The sequence below is a fragment of the Streptomyces luomodiensis genome, assembly GCF_031679605.1.
GTDB lineage: Bacteria > Actinomycetota > Actinomycetes > Streptomycetales > Streptomycetaceae > Streptomyces > Streptomyces luomodiensis.
This window is the reverse complement of record NZ_CP117522.1, coordinates 2,220,914-2,236,842: the sequence shown is the minus strand read 5'-3', so window position 1 is coordinate 2,236,842 and position 15,929 is coordinate 2,220,914. Positions and strand designations below refer to the sequence as shown.

The window sequence follows — 15,929 nt, the reverse complement described above, 5'->3', positions numbered from 1 at the left end:
CTGCTGCCGCGGACGCAGGGCCGGACTCGTCCGGGTCAGCGGAACTTTCCAGTGACTGCGAGGCGTCTCTCATCATATGGAAGCTGAACAGACGACCCGGCGTGAAGCCGCCATAGGCGCCGCGGGGTGCCTGACAGCAGTATTCGGTTGCCTGGCGGGCTTCGCGGCCTGGCTTCCGTACGGCCGGAGGGCCCTCTTCGGCGGTTTCGAGGGCGAGACCAATCCGGACGTGCTCTGGCTGGGCCTGCCGGTCCTGGTGCTCAGCGGGACCGCTGCTGCCCTGGCTGTTTTCGTCGTTGTACGGGGCCGATGGCGTACCGCGATCGCACTGGTGGCGGCCGTCGCGGGGCTCGCAGCCATTGGATACGGCTTCGATGTCCTGGCCGGTCCACCGACGACACGGCACTGCGCGCCGTCCTGCTGAGCTTGCCGTACGTCTGTTGATCGCTTCAGCGCGAGGTGAGCCGCAGGTCTTGTGCTCGGCGATCTTGGTCGGCAGGGTGTCCGGAGTGCGTGCTGATCTTGTCCCTGACGATCTGTGGGAGCGGGTGGCTCCGCTGCTGCCGCCTACTCCCGAGCGGCGGCGTCGCCATCCGGGGCGGTTGCGTGTTCCTGACCGAACGGCGCTCGCCGGCGTCCTGTTCGTGCTGCGGACGGGTGTCGCCTGGCGTGATGTCCCGGCGGAGGCGGTGGGCTGTTCCGGGGTGACGGCCTGGCGTCGGCTGCGGGACTGGACCGAGGCCGGCGTCTGGCCACGTCTGCACGCTGCCTTGCTGAGCGAGCTGCGCCGCGCCGACCTGTTGGATCTGGAGGACTGCGCCGTGGACGGCTCGCATGTCCGGGCTCTCAAAGGGGGGATCACGTCGGCCCGTCGCCCGTCGACCGCGCCCGCCCTGGCTCCAAACACCACCTGATCGTCGACCTACATGGAACCCCGCTCGTTGACACCCTCACCGGCGGCAACCGGCACGATGTCACCCAGCTCCTACCCCTGCTGGACGCGGTCCCGCCGATCCGGGGCGTGCGGGGACGCCCCCGTCGCAAGCCTCGGCGCCTGTACGCGGACCGGGGCTACGACTTCGACAAGTACCGACGCCTGCTGTGGAGACGCGGCATCAAACCAGTGATTGCCCGACGCGGCGTCGCCCACGGCTCCGGACTGGGCAAGGTTCGTTGGGTAGTCGAGCGCGCGTTCGCCTGGCTGCACCAGTTCAAACGGCTCCGCATCCGCTACGAGCGACGCGCTGATCTCCATCAGGGACTGCTCGAATTGGCTTGCAGCCTCATATGCCTCCGCCGCCTACGGATCTCATTCTGAAACGATCAGGTGCGACACGAGGTCGCTCCAAGTAAGTAAGGACAGCCAAGTGAAGGGGGTATCGATCGGCTGAACTTCGGGCCAGTGTCCAAGGCCCGTCCCCCCGCTCACATGCGTCGCTGGCAACGGCGGGGTGTGAAGCTGAGCGTTCAAGCCCAAGGACGCCTCGGCCATCGAGGAGTCACAGGCGAGGGGAAGGCTGGACGGGCGAACGTGAGTGAACCCCTGACGACGCCCCGTGATTTCAAGACCGCGCGATGGCATGCAAGCGGCGGTCACAGGACCCGATGCTGTGAGGCATCGAGCGCCCCTCAGGAGGCTGATACCTGAAGGGAAGGACACCGTTGGTCCCGGGGCAAAGGGGGCGCCCACCCCAGCCGCGTCTTACTGGTGCGGAACGTGGAAACCCCGTCGAGGTCCAGGCGGAGAGTCTGGTAGGCCGACCGCAAGGAGAGCTGAACTCCCCGGCGGGAGAAGGATGATCCAAGAAGCGAAGGCCGGTGGGCTGAAAGGCCAGAGGAAACCGGGAGAACGGGACCTTCACCCGCTTCCCGTATAACTCGCCGGATACGGGCCCTGGTGGCCCGGCCCGAAAGGGAGCCCACGTGGATCTGGTGAGCCTTTGAAGTCACCGCTGCAAGGACGTCTGAACCGAAGGACAAGTTAGGTACTGGAGGCGCGAATTGGGGGGCACGGTCTTGGCTGAGCCTTCGGCGGCTGCGGTGAACGGACCGGAGGACGACACCCTCGACTGGCACGGCATCGACTGGGCCGAGTGCGAGGAGAACGTACGGCGACTGAGGCAGAGGATCTTCAAGGCGACGCAGGACGGGGACCTGAAGAAGGTCCGCAACTTGCAGAAGCTCATGCTGCGGAGCCGGAGCAACACGCTGGTCAGCGTGAGGCGGGTGACGCAGCAGAGCAGTGGTCGCAAGACCGCCGGCATCGACGGGGAGCGAGCCCTCACCCCTGCGGCGAGGGGCAAGCTGGCAGCCGAGATCCATCGGTCGTCCCAGCCCTGGAAGGCCAGGCCAGTCAAGCGAGTATTCATTCCCAAGAGCAACGGGAAACAGCGACCGCTCGGCATCCCGGTCATCCGTGACCGGGTGCTCCAGGCCCGCGTGAAGAACGCGCTGGAGCCCGAGTGGGAAGCGCGGTTCGAGCCGAGGTCCTACGGCTTCCGGCCCGGCCGCGGCTGCCAGGACGCGATCATGGCGATCTTCCTGACGGTGAAGGGCAAGGCCTCGAAACGTCAGTGGGTGCTGGACGCGGACCTGTCGGCGGCGTTCGACCGCATCGACCACGACCACCTGATGTCCTCCATCGGCCAGTTCCCCGCCAGGGACCTGATCCGGGGCTGGCTCAAGGCGGGAGTGGTCGACCGGGGTCGATTCGCACCGACGGAAGAGGGAACTCCTCAAGGCGGTGTGATCAGTCCGCTGCTGATGAATGTCGCTCTGCACGGGTTGGAACAGGCCGCAGGGTGCCAATACAGGGTGGCGCAAGCCGGGCGAGAACCTGGCGCGTCCCCCGGCACTCCCGTGCTGGTGAGGTACGCCGACGACTTCGTGGTGCTCTGCCACGACGAAGCCCAGGTGCACCAGGTCAGGACCCGGCTGGAGGACTGGCTGAAGCCGAGAGGTCTTCGCTTCAACGAGGAGAAGACCAAGGTCGTCCACCTCGACGAGGGGTTCGACTTCCTCGGTTTCACCGCCCGCCGGATGGGCGGCAAGCTGATCATCAAACCGAGCACGGCGGCCTGCAAGAGGCTCCGGGAGCGGTTGCGGACCGAGGTGAAAGCCCTTCACGGGAACAACGTCGAGGCCGTACTGCGCAGGCTCGTCCCAATCGTTCGCGGTTGGGCAGCCTACTACCGGGCGATGTCCTCCACGACGACGTTTGCGTCGCTGGACCACTACATGTGGCGCCTGACCTGGAACTGGGCCAGGCGAGGCCATCCCAAGAAGTCGAGGTACTGGGTTGTGGACCGGTACTTCGGCAGGTTCCACCCGTCCAGGCAGGACCGTTGGGTCTTCGGCGACCGCGACAGCGGCGCCTTCCTGCCCAAGTTCTCCTGGACTGGTATCGTCCGCCACCAGCTCGTCAAGGGCGGATCGTCCCCGGACGACCCTGCACTCGCCGAGTACTGGCAGGACCGTCGCCGCAGAAAGGCGCCACCGCCGATGGACAAGACGAGTCTTGTCCTGGCGGTCCGGCAGCAGGGGCTTTGCCCCCTCTGCAAGCAGGCGCTGATCGCCGGAGCCGAGTACGAACCGGACAGCCCACGCGAGTGGATCAACTGGTTCGCGGCTTCGAAGAAGATGCTCCACAAGCATCACTTCACCTACCGGCGACACGGCGGCTCGGACGAACGGAACAACCTTCGCCTCGTGCACTCCGAATGCCACCGCCAGCACCATGCGGGCGACGGCAAACGGACCACAACAACCTGCTGACCTGCGAAGCCCACGTGGCTTGCTTGAGCCGGATGCCGGGATAACTGGCACGTCCGGTTCTGAGGGGGCCGGGTCACGGCAACGTGATCCGGCTACCCGACTTAGCCAATCGCTCGGCTGGGGTTTCCCAGCCGAGCGTTTTGCGTGGGCGGCTGTTGAGTTCTGCGGCCACGGTGTCCAGGTCATCGCGGGTGTGAACGGACAGGTCGGGTGCCCTTGGGAAAGTACTGTCCCAGCAGGCCGTTGGTGTTCTCATTTGAGCCGCGCTGCCAGGGGCTGGCCGGGGCGCAGAAGTAGACCGGGATGTCGACGGCGATGGTGAAGGCGCGGTGGGCGGCCATCTCCGAGACCTGGTCCCAGGTGATGGACCGCATCAGGTGTGAGGGGAGGGTCTTCACGGTCTTGATCAGGCCGGTCCGCGTAGCCATGGTGCTGTGTCCGGTGGGCAGGTGGACGAGCATCAGGTAGCGGGGAGCGTTCGACGAGGGAGCCGATGGTTGACCTGCCTGAAGGGTGTCAATATTCCGATCAGGCTGCTGAGCTGGGCGTTTCCTGTGGATGGTGTGGCGGTCGAGGTGGCGTGGTGTGGTACTCGTTGAGCAGTCCGCCGAGTATCTGCGTGCGCCTGACCGTGGCGGCGGGCAGGGGGATGATGTTCGGGTCGTCGTCTGGAGCACGTAGGTCGAGGCTGCGGTGGGCCCGTCCCGCGTTGTAGTGCTCGGCGTACGTGGTGAGGACCGTACACAGGTGTCGTTCGCCGGTGATGAGGAGTCGGTCGGTGCATTCCGCGCGGGCTGTGCGTATCCATCGTTCGGCGAACGCGTTGGACCGTGGGCTCTGCGGCGGTGTCGGGATGACGGCTGTGCCGTTGTCGGCGAAGGCGGCGGTGAACTTGTTGTCCCTGTGCCGGATGAGGAAGCGGAAGCACTCAGTGCTGTCGCCGAGGTCCATGAGCAGGTTGAGTGCGAGCTGAGTGACCCATGCGTCGGTGGGACGGGCTGTGACGTCCAGGACACGGACGCGCCGAGTGGCAATTTCCATGACGAAGAAGACAGCGCTTGAGGAAGACGGTCTCCACGTGCATGAAGTCGCAGGCGAGCAGCGTGTGGGCCTGGGAGCGGAGGAAAGTACGCCAGGTCTGCTGAAATGCTCGCTGCGGTGCGGGCGGCAGGCCGGAGCGGCGTAGGACGCGCCGGATGGTGGCTGCGGCGACCCGATGACCGAGCCGTCGCAGTTCGCCCTGGACCCTGACGTACCCCCAGGTCGGGTTTTCTCTCGCCAGGCGCTGGATGAGCACGAGTATCTCTTCCGGTAACGGTGGCCGACCGGGCCTCGCTGGTGCCTGTCGCCATTTCCAGCGCACCAGACGACGGTGCCAGGTCAGCAGGGTGCCTGGAGTGACCAGCCGATAGCGACGTAAGACGGGTGGCAGATACCGGGCGAGAGCAGAGAGCACGGCACGATCAGCCCACGAGAGCCGCGGCCGCTCCACCTGCCGGCGAAGCACAGCGACCTCATGGCGGAGAGCAAGGATCTCAGCGTTGTTCGCCGCGGTCGATCGACCCAGCACAAAGAGGCAGTCAAGGAGTCGGCAGAAGATCAGGTAGAGAAGTCGCAGAGCCACGATCAGAGATCACGCCCATACTTGGGCGATCGAAAAGATCCAGATCAACCACCGTACCGCAATAAAGACACCTTTCAGGGGTCTGCGCGCCGTGCTCGCCCATCATCTGATCTTCCACTGGAACCGCTTGGGCCTCCCGCGTGAGGACCAAAGCGCCTTGTCAACACTGGCGAAAGAGGTAGTCATGGGAACGAGCGACAACGCCTCGTCCACGCTCGGGAGTAATGCTCAATACCTGTGGATCACTCCTGGCGGAAGGAAGCGTACCTTCCCGATGGATCGATCGCTAGGTCATCGAGCAAGGCCGACGTTGCAGCGTCGGTCGGGAAGGCACGCCCGTGCTTACGGTAGTCAACGAGGACAGCATCACGCCAAGCGGCAGCTCGCTGCTGGATGAGATCGTTCGGGAAGGCGCACGGCGGATGCTCGCCGCCGCACTGGAGGCGGAAGTCAACGCGTACATACCTGAGTTGGTCGATGAGCGCGACGGCAGGGGGGCACCGTCTGGTGGTGCGCAACGGCTATCACCAGCCCCGGCAGGTCGTCACCGGGGCTGGCGTGGTGGAGGTGAAGGCACCGCGCGTGAACGACAGGCGCGTCGACGAGGCCACGGGCGAGCGCAAGCGGTCCAGCTCGGCGATCCTGCCGCCGTGGTGTCGCAAGTCGCCGAAGATCAGCGAGGTGCTGCCGCTGCTCTACCTGCACGGTCTGTCCTCCGGCGAATTCGTGCCCGCTCTGGAGCAGTTCCTCGGTTCGCCCGCTGGGCTCTCGGCGACGACGGTCATCCGGCTGACGACGCAGTGACAGGCCGATCATGCCGCTTTCATGGACCGCGACCTCGCGGAGGTCGACTACGTGTACATGTGGGCCGACGGCATCCACCTCAACGTCCGCTTGTAGGAGGCCAAGGCATGCGTCCTGGTACTCATCGGAGTCCGGGCCGATGGTTCCAAAGAGCTGGTCGCGCTCACGGACGGCTACCGCGAGTCGGGTGAGTCGTGGGTCGACCTGCTGCGGGACTGCGCCCGCCGGGGAATGCGAGCCCTGGTGCTCGCGGTCGGGGACGGCGCCCTGGGCTTCTGGAAGGCTCTGGCGGAGGTGTTTCCCGAAACCCGCGGGCAAAGGTGCTGGGTTCACAAATCGGCCAATGTTCTGGACGCCATGCTCGAAATTCCCCAAGGCGGTCAAGAAGATCACCGACGACCAGGACCAGCTGCTGGCGTTCTACGACTTCCCGGCCGAGCACTGGATCCACCTACGCACACGAACCCCATCGAGTCGACTTTCTCCACCGTCCGGCTGCGGACCAAGGTCACCCGCGGGGCCGGCTCCCGCACCGCCGCCTGGCCATGGGGTTCAAGCTCGTCGAGTCCGCCCAGCAGCGGTGGCGGGCCATGAACGCGCCCCACCTCGTCGCCCTCGTCCGTGCCGGAGCCCGCTTCGAACGCGGCCAGCTCGTCGAAGGCCCCAAGCGGCTGGACCTGCTGCCGCTGCAGGTCGAGCACGCCGAGGAGATGGCCGCCGTACTGTCCGACCCGGCCCTGCACACCTTCATCGGCGGCACTCCGGACACCCCGCAAGCCCTGCGCTCGCGCTACCAGCGCATGACCGCAGGCTCTCCCGATCCGGCCATTTCCTGGCTGAACTGGGTGATCCGGCTCCGTGGCAAGGCCGGCCTGACGGGCACCGTCCAGGCGACAGTCAGCCCCTCCGGCCACGGCCCCATCGCCGAGATCGCCTGGGTGGTGGGAACCCCGTGGCAGGGAAGAGGCATCGCCACCGAAGCAGCCCGAGGACTCGTCGACTGGCTCAGCCAGCAGCTGGTGCACACCGTCATCGCCCACATCCACCCCGAACATCGGGCATCCGCCGCCGTCGCCACTGCCGCCGGGCTCACACCCACCGACGAATGGCCCGACGGCGAGATCCGATGGCACCGGAGCATCAGACGATAACTTCGCCGATCCACGAATCTTGACTATTACTCGACGAACTCCTCCGGGTGGGTCAGACCGCGACGTTGATCGAGTGGTCGTTGGTGACGTCCAGGTTGGTCCCGGCGGGGTCGGCCAGAGAGCCGTTGCCCACCAGGCTGGACAGAGGCACATCGGTACGCGCCATGAGTCAGCTCCCATTCAGAAGAAGATCGTCGATGACGGTGAGCGTGTCGGCCACCGGTGTGGCTGAAGCCCGTCAGGAGGTATCGGCCCTGGGCCCGGTCGATGGCCCGCTCCGCGAGATCCAGAGCCGTTCCTGGATCCGCTGACGCCTGTCCTTCAGATCGACCTGACGGGCGTCAGTGGCGGCCCTGACGGCCTCCCTGTCGAAGGAGAGCCCGAGGCGCTGGGCGTGGTTGGTGATGGTCCCGACGGACCACTCCATCTTGACGGGCGATCTCGTTCCTGCTGACGCCGTCAGCATGGAGCTGACGGAGGCGCTCCTCATTCTCTGCGGAGAAGGTCCGGGCCACAGCCGGCTCACCCCCTCACACGCGTGTGGTGACGGGTGACCGGTCAGGAGCTGACGGCCGTCACGAGGGCGTCACCCGATTGGCCGGTTCCGTATAGCCAGGTTTTCGCAGGTGCCGTGTTATGGGAGACATGCATCAGCTTGCAGACGCCTTGGCCGCGTCTGACGCAATCCTTGTCGATGTCGTCGTGCCTGTCGCCCAGATGATCATTGCTTTCGGCGTGCTCGTCGGACTCTGCGGGCTACGGAAGAACCGCAAGCTCCGGATCATGAGTTTCGAGGACCGCTTTGAGCAGCGCTACTGGGAACTCATGGAGCGGCTGAGTCCGAAAGGAGCGAGGGACGGGCAGCGCCGGAGACGTGTCTCTCCTATGGACGAGGCGGTTGCCCGGTCATATTTTCGACACTGTGAGGCGGAGCTGAATGCGCGGGCCGCAGGTTCGATCACTCACCGGACGTGGGGCGTCTGGAAGGAGGGGATCCAGTCACACATGCGTCGCTGGCCCTTCGCGCGGGTTTGGGATGATATCCAAGCTGAAGGGCAAGCTGCTGATCAGTATCCGCGGCTGCTGGCGTTCACGGCAGCTAACCCAGAGGACGACCCCTGGAAGCGGGGGTGGCTAGTCAGTTGGATGTGCTGTTTGACGGGTGTGAATCGTAGATAAGAAGGGCGGAGGGTGATCGGCCCTAGGTCGGCTTCTGAAATCCGGCCGCAGGCGCCAACACGCGCTTCGCCTTGCCCCGAGTGGCCATCTCGGCCCGGGCGACGTCGAAATGACGGAAGAGCTTCTGGTCTCGGTGATCGAGGTCCTCGACTTTCAGGTGACCTCGGCGCACCCACGAATAGACCGTCACCGTGCTGACGCCCGTCAGCTCGGCGGCCTCACGGGCCGTCAGACAGATCTCGTCCCCACTGAAGCCCTCCCGAGCATGTGAAAGGCCCGGAACCTCCAGAGGGCGGGGCCCGCACGAGGACGTACATGTCCTACTGTGTTCGATTATGCGGTCGTTCGTTAGGGAAAGCAAGTACCGCTGCTGGCGGGTGTCATGACGGGTCCGAGCGACGGCGCTCCTCGTCTTCGTGGAGCCTTTGCCGCATGTCGCGGTCCACGCCCGCCCGCTCCTCCCGGAGGGTGGGTTGAGGCAGGTCGTCACCACGCATGTAGGCCGAGAGCAGCTCGATCGCATGTTCCGTGTCGAACTCGCTCAGGTACGGCTCGTTCCTTGCCTCATGGGCATCAACGAACATGGACCTGCGGATGGCACCCAGCGCGTCCCTGAAACGCTTCCTCAGCTCGGTGGCCTTCGGGATGAGGGCAGTGTTCAGCTCCGCGTCATCTGTATAGGTGTGACCCTCTTGGACCCAGTGGACCCGCTCCACTGCGGACCAGCCCGTCTTCCATGTGAGGATGTGGCTGCGCAGGGTGTACAGCACGGCGAGGGCCTTGTCGGCTGCGGCTCTACCACGCTCTTCCATGAGATCGTTCCGGGCATCCTCCCGCTGCTCCCGGGCCATCTTCGCCAGGTGCCGCTGCTGGAACCACCCGCCCAGGAGGGCGCCCCCAGCACCGACCGAGGCCCCGATCAGGCCGATCCACCCCGCTGACACCTCTGCTTCCACGTCGTCCCCCTCTCAGGTCGGCTCCCTCGGCGAAACCAAGGCCGACTAGTCGTGACGGCCGTCATGACCGCTCCGGATAGCGCCCCCAGACCTCCCTGGGGAATGGTTGACGGCGCAGCACCGTCCCCATGACTTCGCAGATGTCCCTGCAGATCTGCTCGCATACGGCGTGGCTGTGCTCGCGATCGTGATAGGGAATCTCCCACATGAGCGCGTAGTTGACCCGAACCAAGAACCTGCGGACTTGATCATCGTAAAATCTCAGAGATTGCTCTTCGAGCACCCTGAACTTTCGTTTCAACTCCTCACGCCACTGCCGCCGGTCCTCTTCGCTGGCTCGCGGATGCACTCTGGTCTCAGGGTGGAAGTGATCCACAAGTTCATAACTCATGCGGATGCACTCGTTCGCGGCGCTCTCCGCAAGGCCCAGCAGGTGCGCGCGTTCGGCCTCGCGGGTTATCTTCCGCTGCTGCCAGACGACCGCTCCCGTGGAGACCGCCGCACCTACGAGGGCACCTCCGAGGCCGAACAATCCCGCCAACGTCTCTGCCTGCATGGCTATCATCCTCTCGGGGCGACTCAACCGGGACGGTAGTTCACAGGTCCCAGGAAAGGGTCGCAGGCTCATCCGGAGGGTTCTCCAAGTCGTACCGAGCCCGTTGGAACCGATGGTGCTCTACCGCATGTGTGGGCTCGGGCAGCGGCTCTTCTCGCAGGTACGCCGAGAGGAGGTCGAGTCGATGGCGTGGTCCGTATTGGTCTTGCTCTCGCCCGGCTGGTCCGACGACTCTTGGATCTCGACGTGCATCGAGACTCGGGTCACTTCTAGCGCCTCCCGGAAGCGCGTCCGCACCTCTTCCGCCTGCGGCATGAGCCCCGCTTCAAGCTCGGCTTGATCGGCGAGGGCTTCACCGGCTCGGATCCAGAGCTTTCGGTCTTCTGACGCGAGGTCACGCTGGCGCTGGGAGATATGTCGACGAAGGTCGTACAACTCGGACAGGGCCTTCTCGCCTGCGGCTCTGCTGCGTTCCGCGATCAGCGTGGCCCTGGCCTCCTCCCGTCGATCCGCCGTCGCCTCGGCCTGCTGCCGCTGAGTGATCACCGTGGCCCATAAGGACACCCCGGCGCCAACGAGGGTTCCTACGAAACCAAAAAGCCCCGCCAACGTCTCCGCTTCCATGGCCTCATCCTGCCGGGAGCTGAGCATCACCGGGGCTGATCGAGCCCACGGTCGGCCAGTTGCACCGGCGTTCTCGGGCTTAGATCGTGTCCTATGTGGTGAGGCGGACGAGCCTCTTGTAGCAGCACAGGGTGGCGGCGAGTCCGAGAAAGGCCAGGTAGTTGCGGGGATCGCGTTCGTAGCGGGGGCTAAGTCGGCGGTATCCGGACAGCCACGACATGGTGCGCTCGATGACCCACCGGCGTCGCCCTAAGCGTTCGCTGGACTCGATGCCTTTGCGGGCGATGCGTACTCCGATGTGCTTCCATCGGAGCCATCTGCGCAGATCAGCCCGGTCGTAGGCGTTGTCTGCATGCAGGCGCTGGGGCTTGAAGTACCGGCCGCGGTGGGGGTCGTGTCTCGTTTGGTGACCCTCCACCATGGGCTTCAGCCCTTCGCTGTCGTGGGTGTTGGCGGCCGAGACACCGACGAGGAGGGGCAGCCCGTTCGCGTCCGACAGGATGTGCATTTTGGAACCCGGTTTGCCCCGGTCCACGGGGCTCGGACCTGTGTGTCCGCCCCCTTTTTTTCGCCCGCACGTGGGCGGTGTCGAGGACGACGCGGGTGACATCGATCAGGCCGGCATCGTCGAGCCGGTGCAGTACGGCTTCGTGCAGGCGACCCCAGACGCCGGCTTTGGACCAGATCAGGAAACGGCGGTGAGCGGTCGACTTCGATATGCCGAAGCAGGGCGGCAGAGCCCGCCAGGCGCAACACTGACCAGCACATAGATGATGGCCGCGAACAACGTCTCATCAGGCGTGTCCTGCGTTCCACCGCCCTGCGGCCGCACCCTCGACGGCGGGATCAGCGGCTTCGCGATCTCCCACAACCCGTCCGGAACAATCCGACTCCACGTACCCCGTCCCATACCGAGGTCAACGACGCCTCACCACGCAGGACACGGTCTTAGACCGTGTCCTGCGTGGTGAGGCGGATGAGTCGACCGCAGTAGCTGCAGGAGTGGCCCAGGCGCCTCCGGTCACATCCGGTCAGGGGTGCTGCCTCTGCATCAGACTCATGCCGAATGTGCCGTCCTCGTTGCCGGTTCATCGCGTTTCGACCGTCGCTGCCGCTGTGATACGTGAGACTGTCGATGTGTTGATCGGTTACTTCGTTGTGGCTGTCGAGCTTGTGCTCGTGGTCGGGATAGTTCTAATCCATATTCCTGGACCGATTGAGCGCTGGTGGTCGGCGTCGCTGGACCGCTTCGAGCGACTACGCGCCGCCTCGGGGGGCGTCGAGCTGGCCCGTTTCTCGCGCAGATACTGCTGCTGCCGCCTCGAATACAAGATCGGGTCGGCGGCCACGGGTTGGCCCCTCAGTATGTCGTGCGTTGGTGGCGCGCTCTGCCTCTGGCCACGCCAATCAAGACACTGCGGTTTGTCTTGTTGCTATTCGCCTTGGTGCACGTCGATGACATGGCCGACTGGGAGCATCTGCGGTTGAGCGCGGATCCTGGACCGCAGCCTGGCGTGGCGCAGTCACTGCTCAGCAGCATCGTAGCTGTGCCGATGTCGGTGCGTCACTGGGACTTATACGCGATCGACAGAGTAACGGTACTTCTCTTCTTTGCCTTGCTCTTGACCGCTGAAGCGCGGCTCCTCAAACGAATAAACCTGACCAGCTCTGGCAGCAGAGTCACGTATGCATCCTTCGATCTGGAGGCCCTCGCCGGGTACTCGGGCAAGGAAAGTGCGCGAATGGAGTACCGGCGCTGCTGGCCTGTCGTTGCGCTGTTGACGGTCGCAGCCCAGTGCACCACAGTTCTTCGTCGCTGGGAGGAAACCCAGCCGGACTGTCAGGTCCCGCGAGTTTCCATGGAACCGGTTGAGCGCGCCATCTGGAGGGCCCATCGCACCCGCCGCGCTAGAGCCAGACGGCACAACGAGCGCCAGTTCAAGGCACATGCCACACTGGTGGTGGGCGCGCTACGAAAGGCCGAAGCGCGGCAGGATTCCGAGCCGCGCCGCGCCCTTGAAGACCTCATCGTGATGCTGCTGACAATCGCCGAACGCTACGCCGAGGGCCGTATCGGCGACCTTCTCGACGCAGATCAACTCGCCGGTGTGGCGCCGGCTGCGCCGAGGAGCAATTGCGGGTGGTCGTGGTGGGGGCCGTGGTCGTGCTGGTCATGGCCGGTGCGGCCGTCCTCGGATTGCCCGACGCTGCACTCGTCCCATTGCTGCCGGTGGTGGCGCTGTTGGTTGCGGTCGTCTTCAACCGCGGACGAATGCCGACTGCGGGGCGGCTCATCTGTTTGATCATTCCTCGGTGAGGCTGGAGAGTCCTACCTGCCTCACCACGTAAGACACGGTTTTGGTGGGAGCCATCTAGATACTGGCGTACACGTGCCTCCATCAACTCCTCAGTGACCGCCGCCGCGCCGCACCCTCAGCCGCGCAGTACGTGGTCAGTTCTCCACGTGATCCATGCTCGAGACCTGTGGATCGGAGCTCGGGGAGCACGCGAAGGGCGTACCTTCCCGAGTGATCGATTGATGGTCATCGAGTGGGCCGGTGTTCGCAGCACCGGTCGGGAAGGCACGCCCGTGCTCAGCGTAGTCAACGACGACGGCACCACCGCCAACGGCTCCTCTTCGATCGACGAGATCGTCCGGGAGGGTGCGAGGCGGATGCTCGTGGCGGCCCTGGAGGTCGAATTCAACGCCTACATGAGCGAGTTGGCTGACCAGCGCGACGAGACCGGCCGGCGGCTCGTGGTCCGCAACGGCTACCACCAGCCCCGGAAGGCCACCATCGCGGCCGGCGTGGTCGAGGTGAAGGCCCCCGTGGGTGAACGACAAGGGCGTTGACGAGGCCACGGGTGAGCGCAAGCGGTTCTCCTCCGCGATTCTGCCGCCGTGGTGCCGCAAGTCCCCGAAGATCAGCGAGGTGCTGCCACTGCTCTACCTGCACGGCCTGTCCTCCAGCGACTTCGTCCCGGCTCTGGAGCAGTTCCTCGGCTCGGCGGCCGGGCTCTCGCCGGCGACCGTCACCCGCCTCACTCAGCAGTGGCAGGCTGATCACGCCGCCTTCATGGACCGCGACCTGTCCGAGGACGACTCTGTGTACGTGTGGGCCGAGGGCATCCACCTCAACGTTTGCCTGGAGGAGGCCTCGGCCCAGCAGCGATGGCGGGCGGTTAACGCACCCCACCTCGTCGCCCTCGTCCGCGCCGGAGCCCGCTTCGAACGCGGCCTACTCGTCGAGCGGCTCCAGGAGCAGACCGCATGACCGCCATCGGCCTGCGGTCGGCCACATCCGCGGACAGCGAGTACTGCTTCCAGCTGCACAAAGCCGTCATGGGCGCCTACGTCGCGGCCATCTGGGGCTGGGACGAACAGATCCAACGCGACTTCCACGCCCGCACGCTCATCCCGGTCCGATGGCGGATCATCACCGCCGACGGCGCGGACGCCGGCATGCTCCACGTCGAGCACCGGCCGACGGAGATCTACCTGGCGCGGATCGAGTTCCACCCCGACCACCAGGGACGCGGTATCGGCAGCCAGCTCATCCGCAGCCTCCTGCATCAGGCTCACCAGCATGGCCGGGACCTCACCTTGGACGTCCTCGTCGTCAGCCAGCGAGCCCAGACCCTCTACCGGCGACTGGGCCTGCACGAAGTCACTCGTCACGGCGAGAACGACATCAAGGCCAGGATGTCCACCAAGTCGCCTCGCCCGACCCGATCCACAGATCTTGATAATGACTCCGCTCGGCGCGGGCGAGGCGGCCACTACTGTCACCGGGGTGAACAGCGACACCATCGAGACCAACCCCGATGCCCTGCGTGCCCGCCTCGTAGACCAATTGGTCCAGGGCGGCAGCATCCGCACCGCGCGGGTGGAGCAGGCGATGCGGGCCGTGCCCCGTCACCTCTTCGTCCCCCAGGCGCCTCTGGAGAAAACGTACTCCAACACCACGGTGGACACCAAGTACGACAGCGCCGGTCGGTCGATCAGCTGTGCTTCCGAGCCCGACATCGTCGCCCTGATGCTGGAACAGCTCCACGTCGAGCCTGGCATGAAGGTACTGGAGCTGGGGGCCGGAACCGGCTTCAACGCCGGATTGCTCGGACACCTTGTGGGCGAGCAGGGGCACGTCACCACCATCGACGTGGACGACGACATCGTGGAAGGCACCTGCACCAGCCTGAAGGCCGCTGGCCTGGACAACGTCACCGCCGTCCTCGGCGACGGCGCCCAGGGTCCGCCAACGCCCCCTACGACCGGATCGTGGCGACCGTCGGCGCCCACGCGGTGCCCACGCCTGGCTCGACCAGCTTGCTCCCGGTGGCCGACTGCTCTCACCGCTGCGGCTGCGCGGCAGCGTCTCCCGCTCGATCGCCTTCGAGCGCGAAGTCGAAGGCCGTTGGCGCAGCATCGGCTCCGGAGTGAACACCTTCATGCCGCTGCGCAGGGGCATCGCCGACGATCCGCGGGTGGCCGGGCTTGCACCGAGGCCGGCCCAGGCCGGTGCGGGGAACACGGATCCGTTCCAGCAGAGGGCGTGCGCAGACACTGTCGTGGCGTTGGCCGGGCGTCACCAGGATCGCGAGCGGGCGGCCCTTGCCGTCGCAGGCGAGGTGAATCTGGGTCGTCAGCCCGCCTCGGGATCGGCCGAGGGCGTGATCGTCCGGTTCGTCCTGCCGATGTCGCCCCCATTTCGGCCGGTGGCGGCGGCGTGCTGGTGGGCGCGGACGATGGTGGAGTCGATCTGGACCAGCCAGTCGATGTCGCCGGCCGCGTCGGCGTGGGCTTGGATCTGCTGCAGGGCCCGTGTGAAGACGCCGTCGAGGGCGTAGCAGCGGAAGCGGGTGTACACGGTCTTCCACGGCCCGTAGCGTTCCGGCAAGTCACGCCAGGAGATCCCGGTGCGATCTTGTAGACCATCCCGTTGACGACCTGCCGGTCCTCCACGCGGGGCCGCCCCGTCGCGGCCCGGGGTATCAGCAGCGAGTAACTCCCACTCCTGATCAGTGAGTTCATGACGACGTACCACGACCCCATGATCTACCACCCGGATGATCTTTGAAGACGGACCCGTTGCCGCAATGGGTACGTCGCCCGAGAGGTGCTCGCTCATCCATCCTGCCAAGAACGCCTGGAGGTCCCCGCTGAGGGAATCCTGAACGCGGGCCGTGTACTCGGCAGGACTCGACCAGGGAGATATACCCACGCCCTTGGAACGGGAGCTGGTGCAGGCAGCAGAATCCGG

13 protein-coding genes and 7 pseudogenes are annotated in these 15,929 nt (G+C 65.6%); 10 read left to right on the top strand and 10 right to left on the bottom strand.

Translation table 11 applies throughout. From position 1 onward, the window contains the following. The first annotated feature begins 76 nt into the window (after positions 1-76). The 3 genes from PS467_RS09500 (at position 77) to ltrA (ending at position 3,774) form a co-directional block, all read left to right on the top strand. Positions 77-424 carry a hypothetical protein gene (locus PS467_RS09500; protein WP_311034893.1) on the top strand — a complete coding sequence of 116 codons (348 nt, stop codon included), beginning with the start codon at positions 77-79 and terminating at the stop codon, positions 422-424. Positions 425-509: 85 nt separating this feature from the next. After that, a protein-coding gene (locus tag PS467_RS09495; protein ID WP_311034892.1) for an IS5 family transposase occupies positions 510-1,318 on the top strand; the annotation gives its coding sequence in 2 pieces (ribosomal slippage) (positions 510-849 and positions 849-1,318; 810 coding nt in all). 683 nt (positions 1,319-2,001) lie between these two features. Continuing rightward, positions 2,002-3,774 (top strand): group II intron reverse transcriptase/maturase, encoded by a 1,773-nt coding sequence (gene ltrA / locus PS467_RS09490; protein ID WP_432280559.1) that lies wholly within the window; start codon positions 2,002-2,004, stop codon positions 3,772-3,774. 73 nt (positions 3,775-3,847) lie between these two features. Here the strand turns inward: ltrA and PS467_RS09485 are convergent. The 3 genes and pseudogenes from PS467_RS09485 to PS467_RS09475 all read right to left on the bottom strand — a co-directional run. Continuing rightward, positions 3,848-4,275 (bottom strand): annotated as a pseudogene (locus tag PS467_RS09485) (IS30 family transposase); the annotation flags it as partial. Positions 4,276-4,302: 27 nt separating this feature from the next. Next, positions 4,303-4,815: an integrase core domain-containing protein gene (locus tag PS467_RS09480; RefSeq protein WP_311034891.1), complete on the bottom strand. Its 513-nt coding sequence runs from the start codon at positions 4,813-4,815 to the stop codon at positions 4,303-4,305. Beyond that, positions 4,703-5,071 (bottom strand): IS3 family transposase, encoded by a 369-nt coding sequence (locus PS467_RS09475; RefSeq protein ID WP_311039801.1) that lies wholly within the window; start codon positions 5,069-5,071, stop codon positions 4,703-4,705. The genes PS467_RS09480 and PS467_RS09475 overlap by 113 nt, the downstream gene beginning before the upstream one ends. 665 nt (positions 5,072-5,736) lie before the next feature. On the opposite strand from PS467_RS09475, the pseudogene PS467_RS09465 reads away from it, so the two are divergent. The 3 genes and pseudogenes from PS467_RS09465 to PS467_RS09455 all read left to right on the top strand — a co-directional run. Then, positions 5,737-6,861: pseudogene (locus PS467_RS09465) on the top strand (IS256 family transposase); the annotation flags it as partial. Positions 6,862-6,873: 12 nt separating this feature from the next. Beyond that, entirely contained in the window at positions 6,874-7,353 is a 480-nt protein-coding gene (locus PS467_RS09460; protein WP_311039800.1) for a GNAT family N-acetyltransferase, read from the top strand. A gap of 645 nt (positions 7,354-7,998) precedes the next feature. Beyond that, positions 7,999-8,532 carry a hypothetical protein gene (locus tag PS467_RS09455; RefSeq protein ID WP_311034890.1) on the top strand — a complete coding sequence of 178 codons (534 nt, stop codon included), beginning with the start codon at positions 7,999-8,001 and terminating at the stop codon, positions 8,530-8,532. 22 nt (positions 8,533-8,554) lie between these two features. Here the strand turns inward: PS467_RS09455 and PS467_RS42085 are convergent, their stop codons facing one another. The 5 genes and pseudogenes from PS467_RS42085 to PS467_RS09435 form a co-directional block, all read right to left on the bottom strand. Then, positions 8,555-9,022, bottom strand: coding sequence for a helix-turn-helix domain-containing protein (locus PS467_RS42085; RefSeq protein WP_432280728.1), 468 nt, complete (start codon positions 9,020-9,022; stop codon positions 8,555-8,557). Then, entirely contained in the window at positions 8,913-9,488 is a 576-nt protein-coding gene (locus PS467_RS09450) for a hypothetical protein (protein ID WP_311034889.1), read from the bottom strand. The genes PS467_RS42085 and PS467_RS09450 overlap by 110 nt, the downstream gene beginning before the upstream one ends. 61 nt (positions 9,489-9,549) lie before the next feature. After that, positions 9,550-10,044, bottom strand: coding sequence for a hypothetical protein (locus PS467_RS09445; protein ID WP_311034888.1), 495 nt, complete (start codon positions 10,042-10,044; stop codon positions 9,550-9,552). Between the two features lie 120 nt (positions 10,045-10,164). Then, positions 10,165-10,668 carry a hypothetical protein gene (locus tag PS467_RS09440; protein WP_311034887.1) on the bottom strand — a complete coding sequence of 168 codons (504 nt, stop codon included), beginning with the start codon at positions 10,666-10,668 and terminating at the stop codon, positions 10,165-10,167. Between the two features lie 91 nt (positions 10,669-10,759). Next, positions 10,760-11,578: pseudogene (locus PS467_RS09435) on the bottom strand (IS5 family transposase). 535 nt (positions 11,579-12,113) lie between these two features. On the opposite strand from PS467_RS09435, the gene PS467_RS09430 reads away from it, so the two are divergent. From PS467_RS09430 to PS467_RS09420, 4 genes and pseudogenes are all read left to right on the top strand, one after another. After that, entirely contained in the window at positions 12,114-12,971 is an 858-nt protein-coding gene (locus tag PS467_RS09430) for a hypothetical protein (protein WP_311034886.1), read from the top strand. 287 nt (positions 12,972-13,258) lie between these two features. Then, a pseudogene (locus PS467_RS09425) lies at positions 13,259-13,823 on the top strand (transposase); the annotation flags it as partial. Between the two features lie 116 nt (positions 13,824-13,939). Further along, positions 13,940-14,344, top strand: a pseudogene (locus PS467_RS42080) (GNAT family N-acetyltransferase); the annotation flags it as partial. A 91-nt stretch (positions 14,345-14,435) separates the two neighbouring features. Next, positions 14,436-15,153 (top strand): annotated as a pseudogene (locus tag PS467_RS09420) (methyltransferase domain-containing protein); the annotation flags it as partial. 63 nt (positions 15,154-15,216) lie between these two features. Here PS467_RS09420 and PS467_RS42075 read toward each other — a convergent pair. Continuing rightward, a pseudogene (locus tag PS467_RS42075) lies at positions 15,217-15,315 on the bottom strand (IS5/IS1182 family transposase); the annotation flags it as partial. Beyond that, positions 15,312-15,797 carry a transposase gene (locus tag PS467_RS09415; RefSeq protein ID WP_311034885.1) on the bottom strand — a complete coding sequence of 162 codons (486 nt, stop codon included), beginning with the start codon at positions 15,795-15,797 and terminating at the stop codon, positions 15,312-15,314. The pseudogene PS467_RS42075 and the gene PS467_RS09415, both read right to left, overlap by 4 nt. Positions 15,798-15,929: the final 132 nt, after the last annotated feature.

Excerpts from the sequence above, each read along its gene's own strand:
- PS467_RS09500 (WP_311034893.1), top strand. The coding sequence starts at position 77 with ATGGAAGCTGAACAGACGACCCGGCGTGAAGCCGCCATAGGCGCCGCG.
- PS467_RS09480 (WP_311034891.1), bottom strand. The coding sequence starts at position 4,815 with ATGGAAATTGCCACTCGGCGCGTCCGTGTCCTGGACGTCACAGCCCGT.
- PS467_RS09455 (WP_311034890.1), top strand. The coding sequence starts at position 7,999 with ATGCATCAGCTTGCAGACGCCTTGGCCGCGTCTGACGCAATCCTTGTC.
- PS467_RS09445 (WP_311034888.1), bottom strand. The coding sequence starts at position 10,044 with ATGCAGGCAGAGACGTTGGCGGGATTGTTCGGCCTCGGAGGTGCCCTC.
- PS467_RS09440 (WP_311034887.1), bottom strand. The coding sequence starts at position 10,668 with ATGGAAGCGGAGACGTTGGCGGGGCTTTTTGGTTTCGTAGGAACCCTC.
- PS467_RS09415 (WP_311034885.1), bottom strand. The coding sequence starts at position 15,797 with ATGAGCGAGCACCTCTCGGGCGACGTACCCATTGCGGCAACGGGTCCG.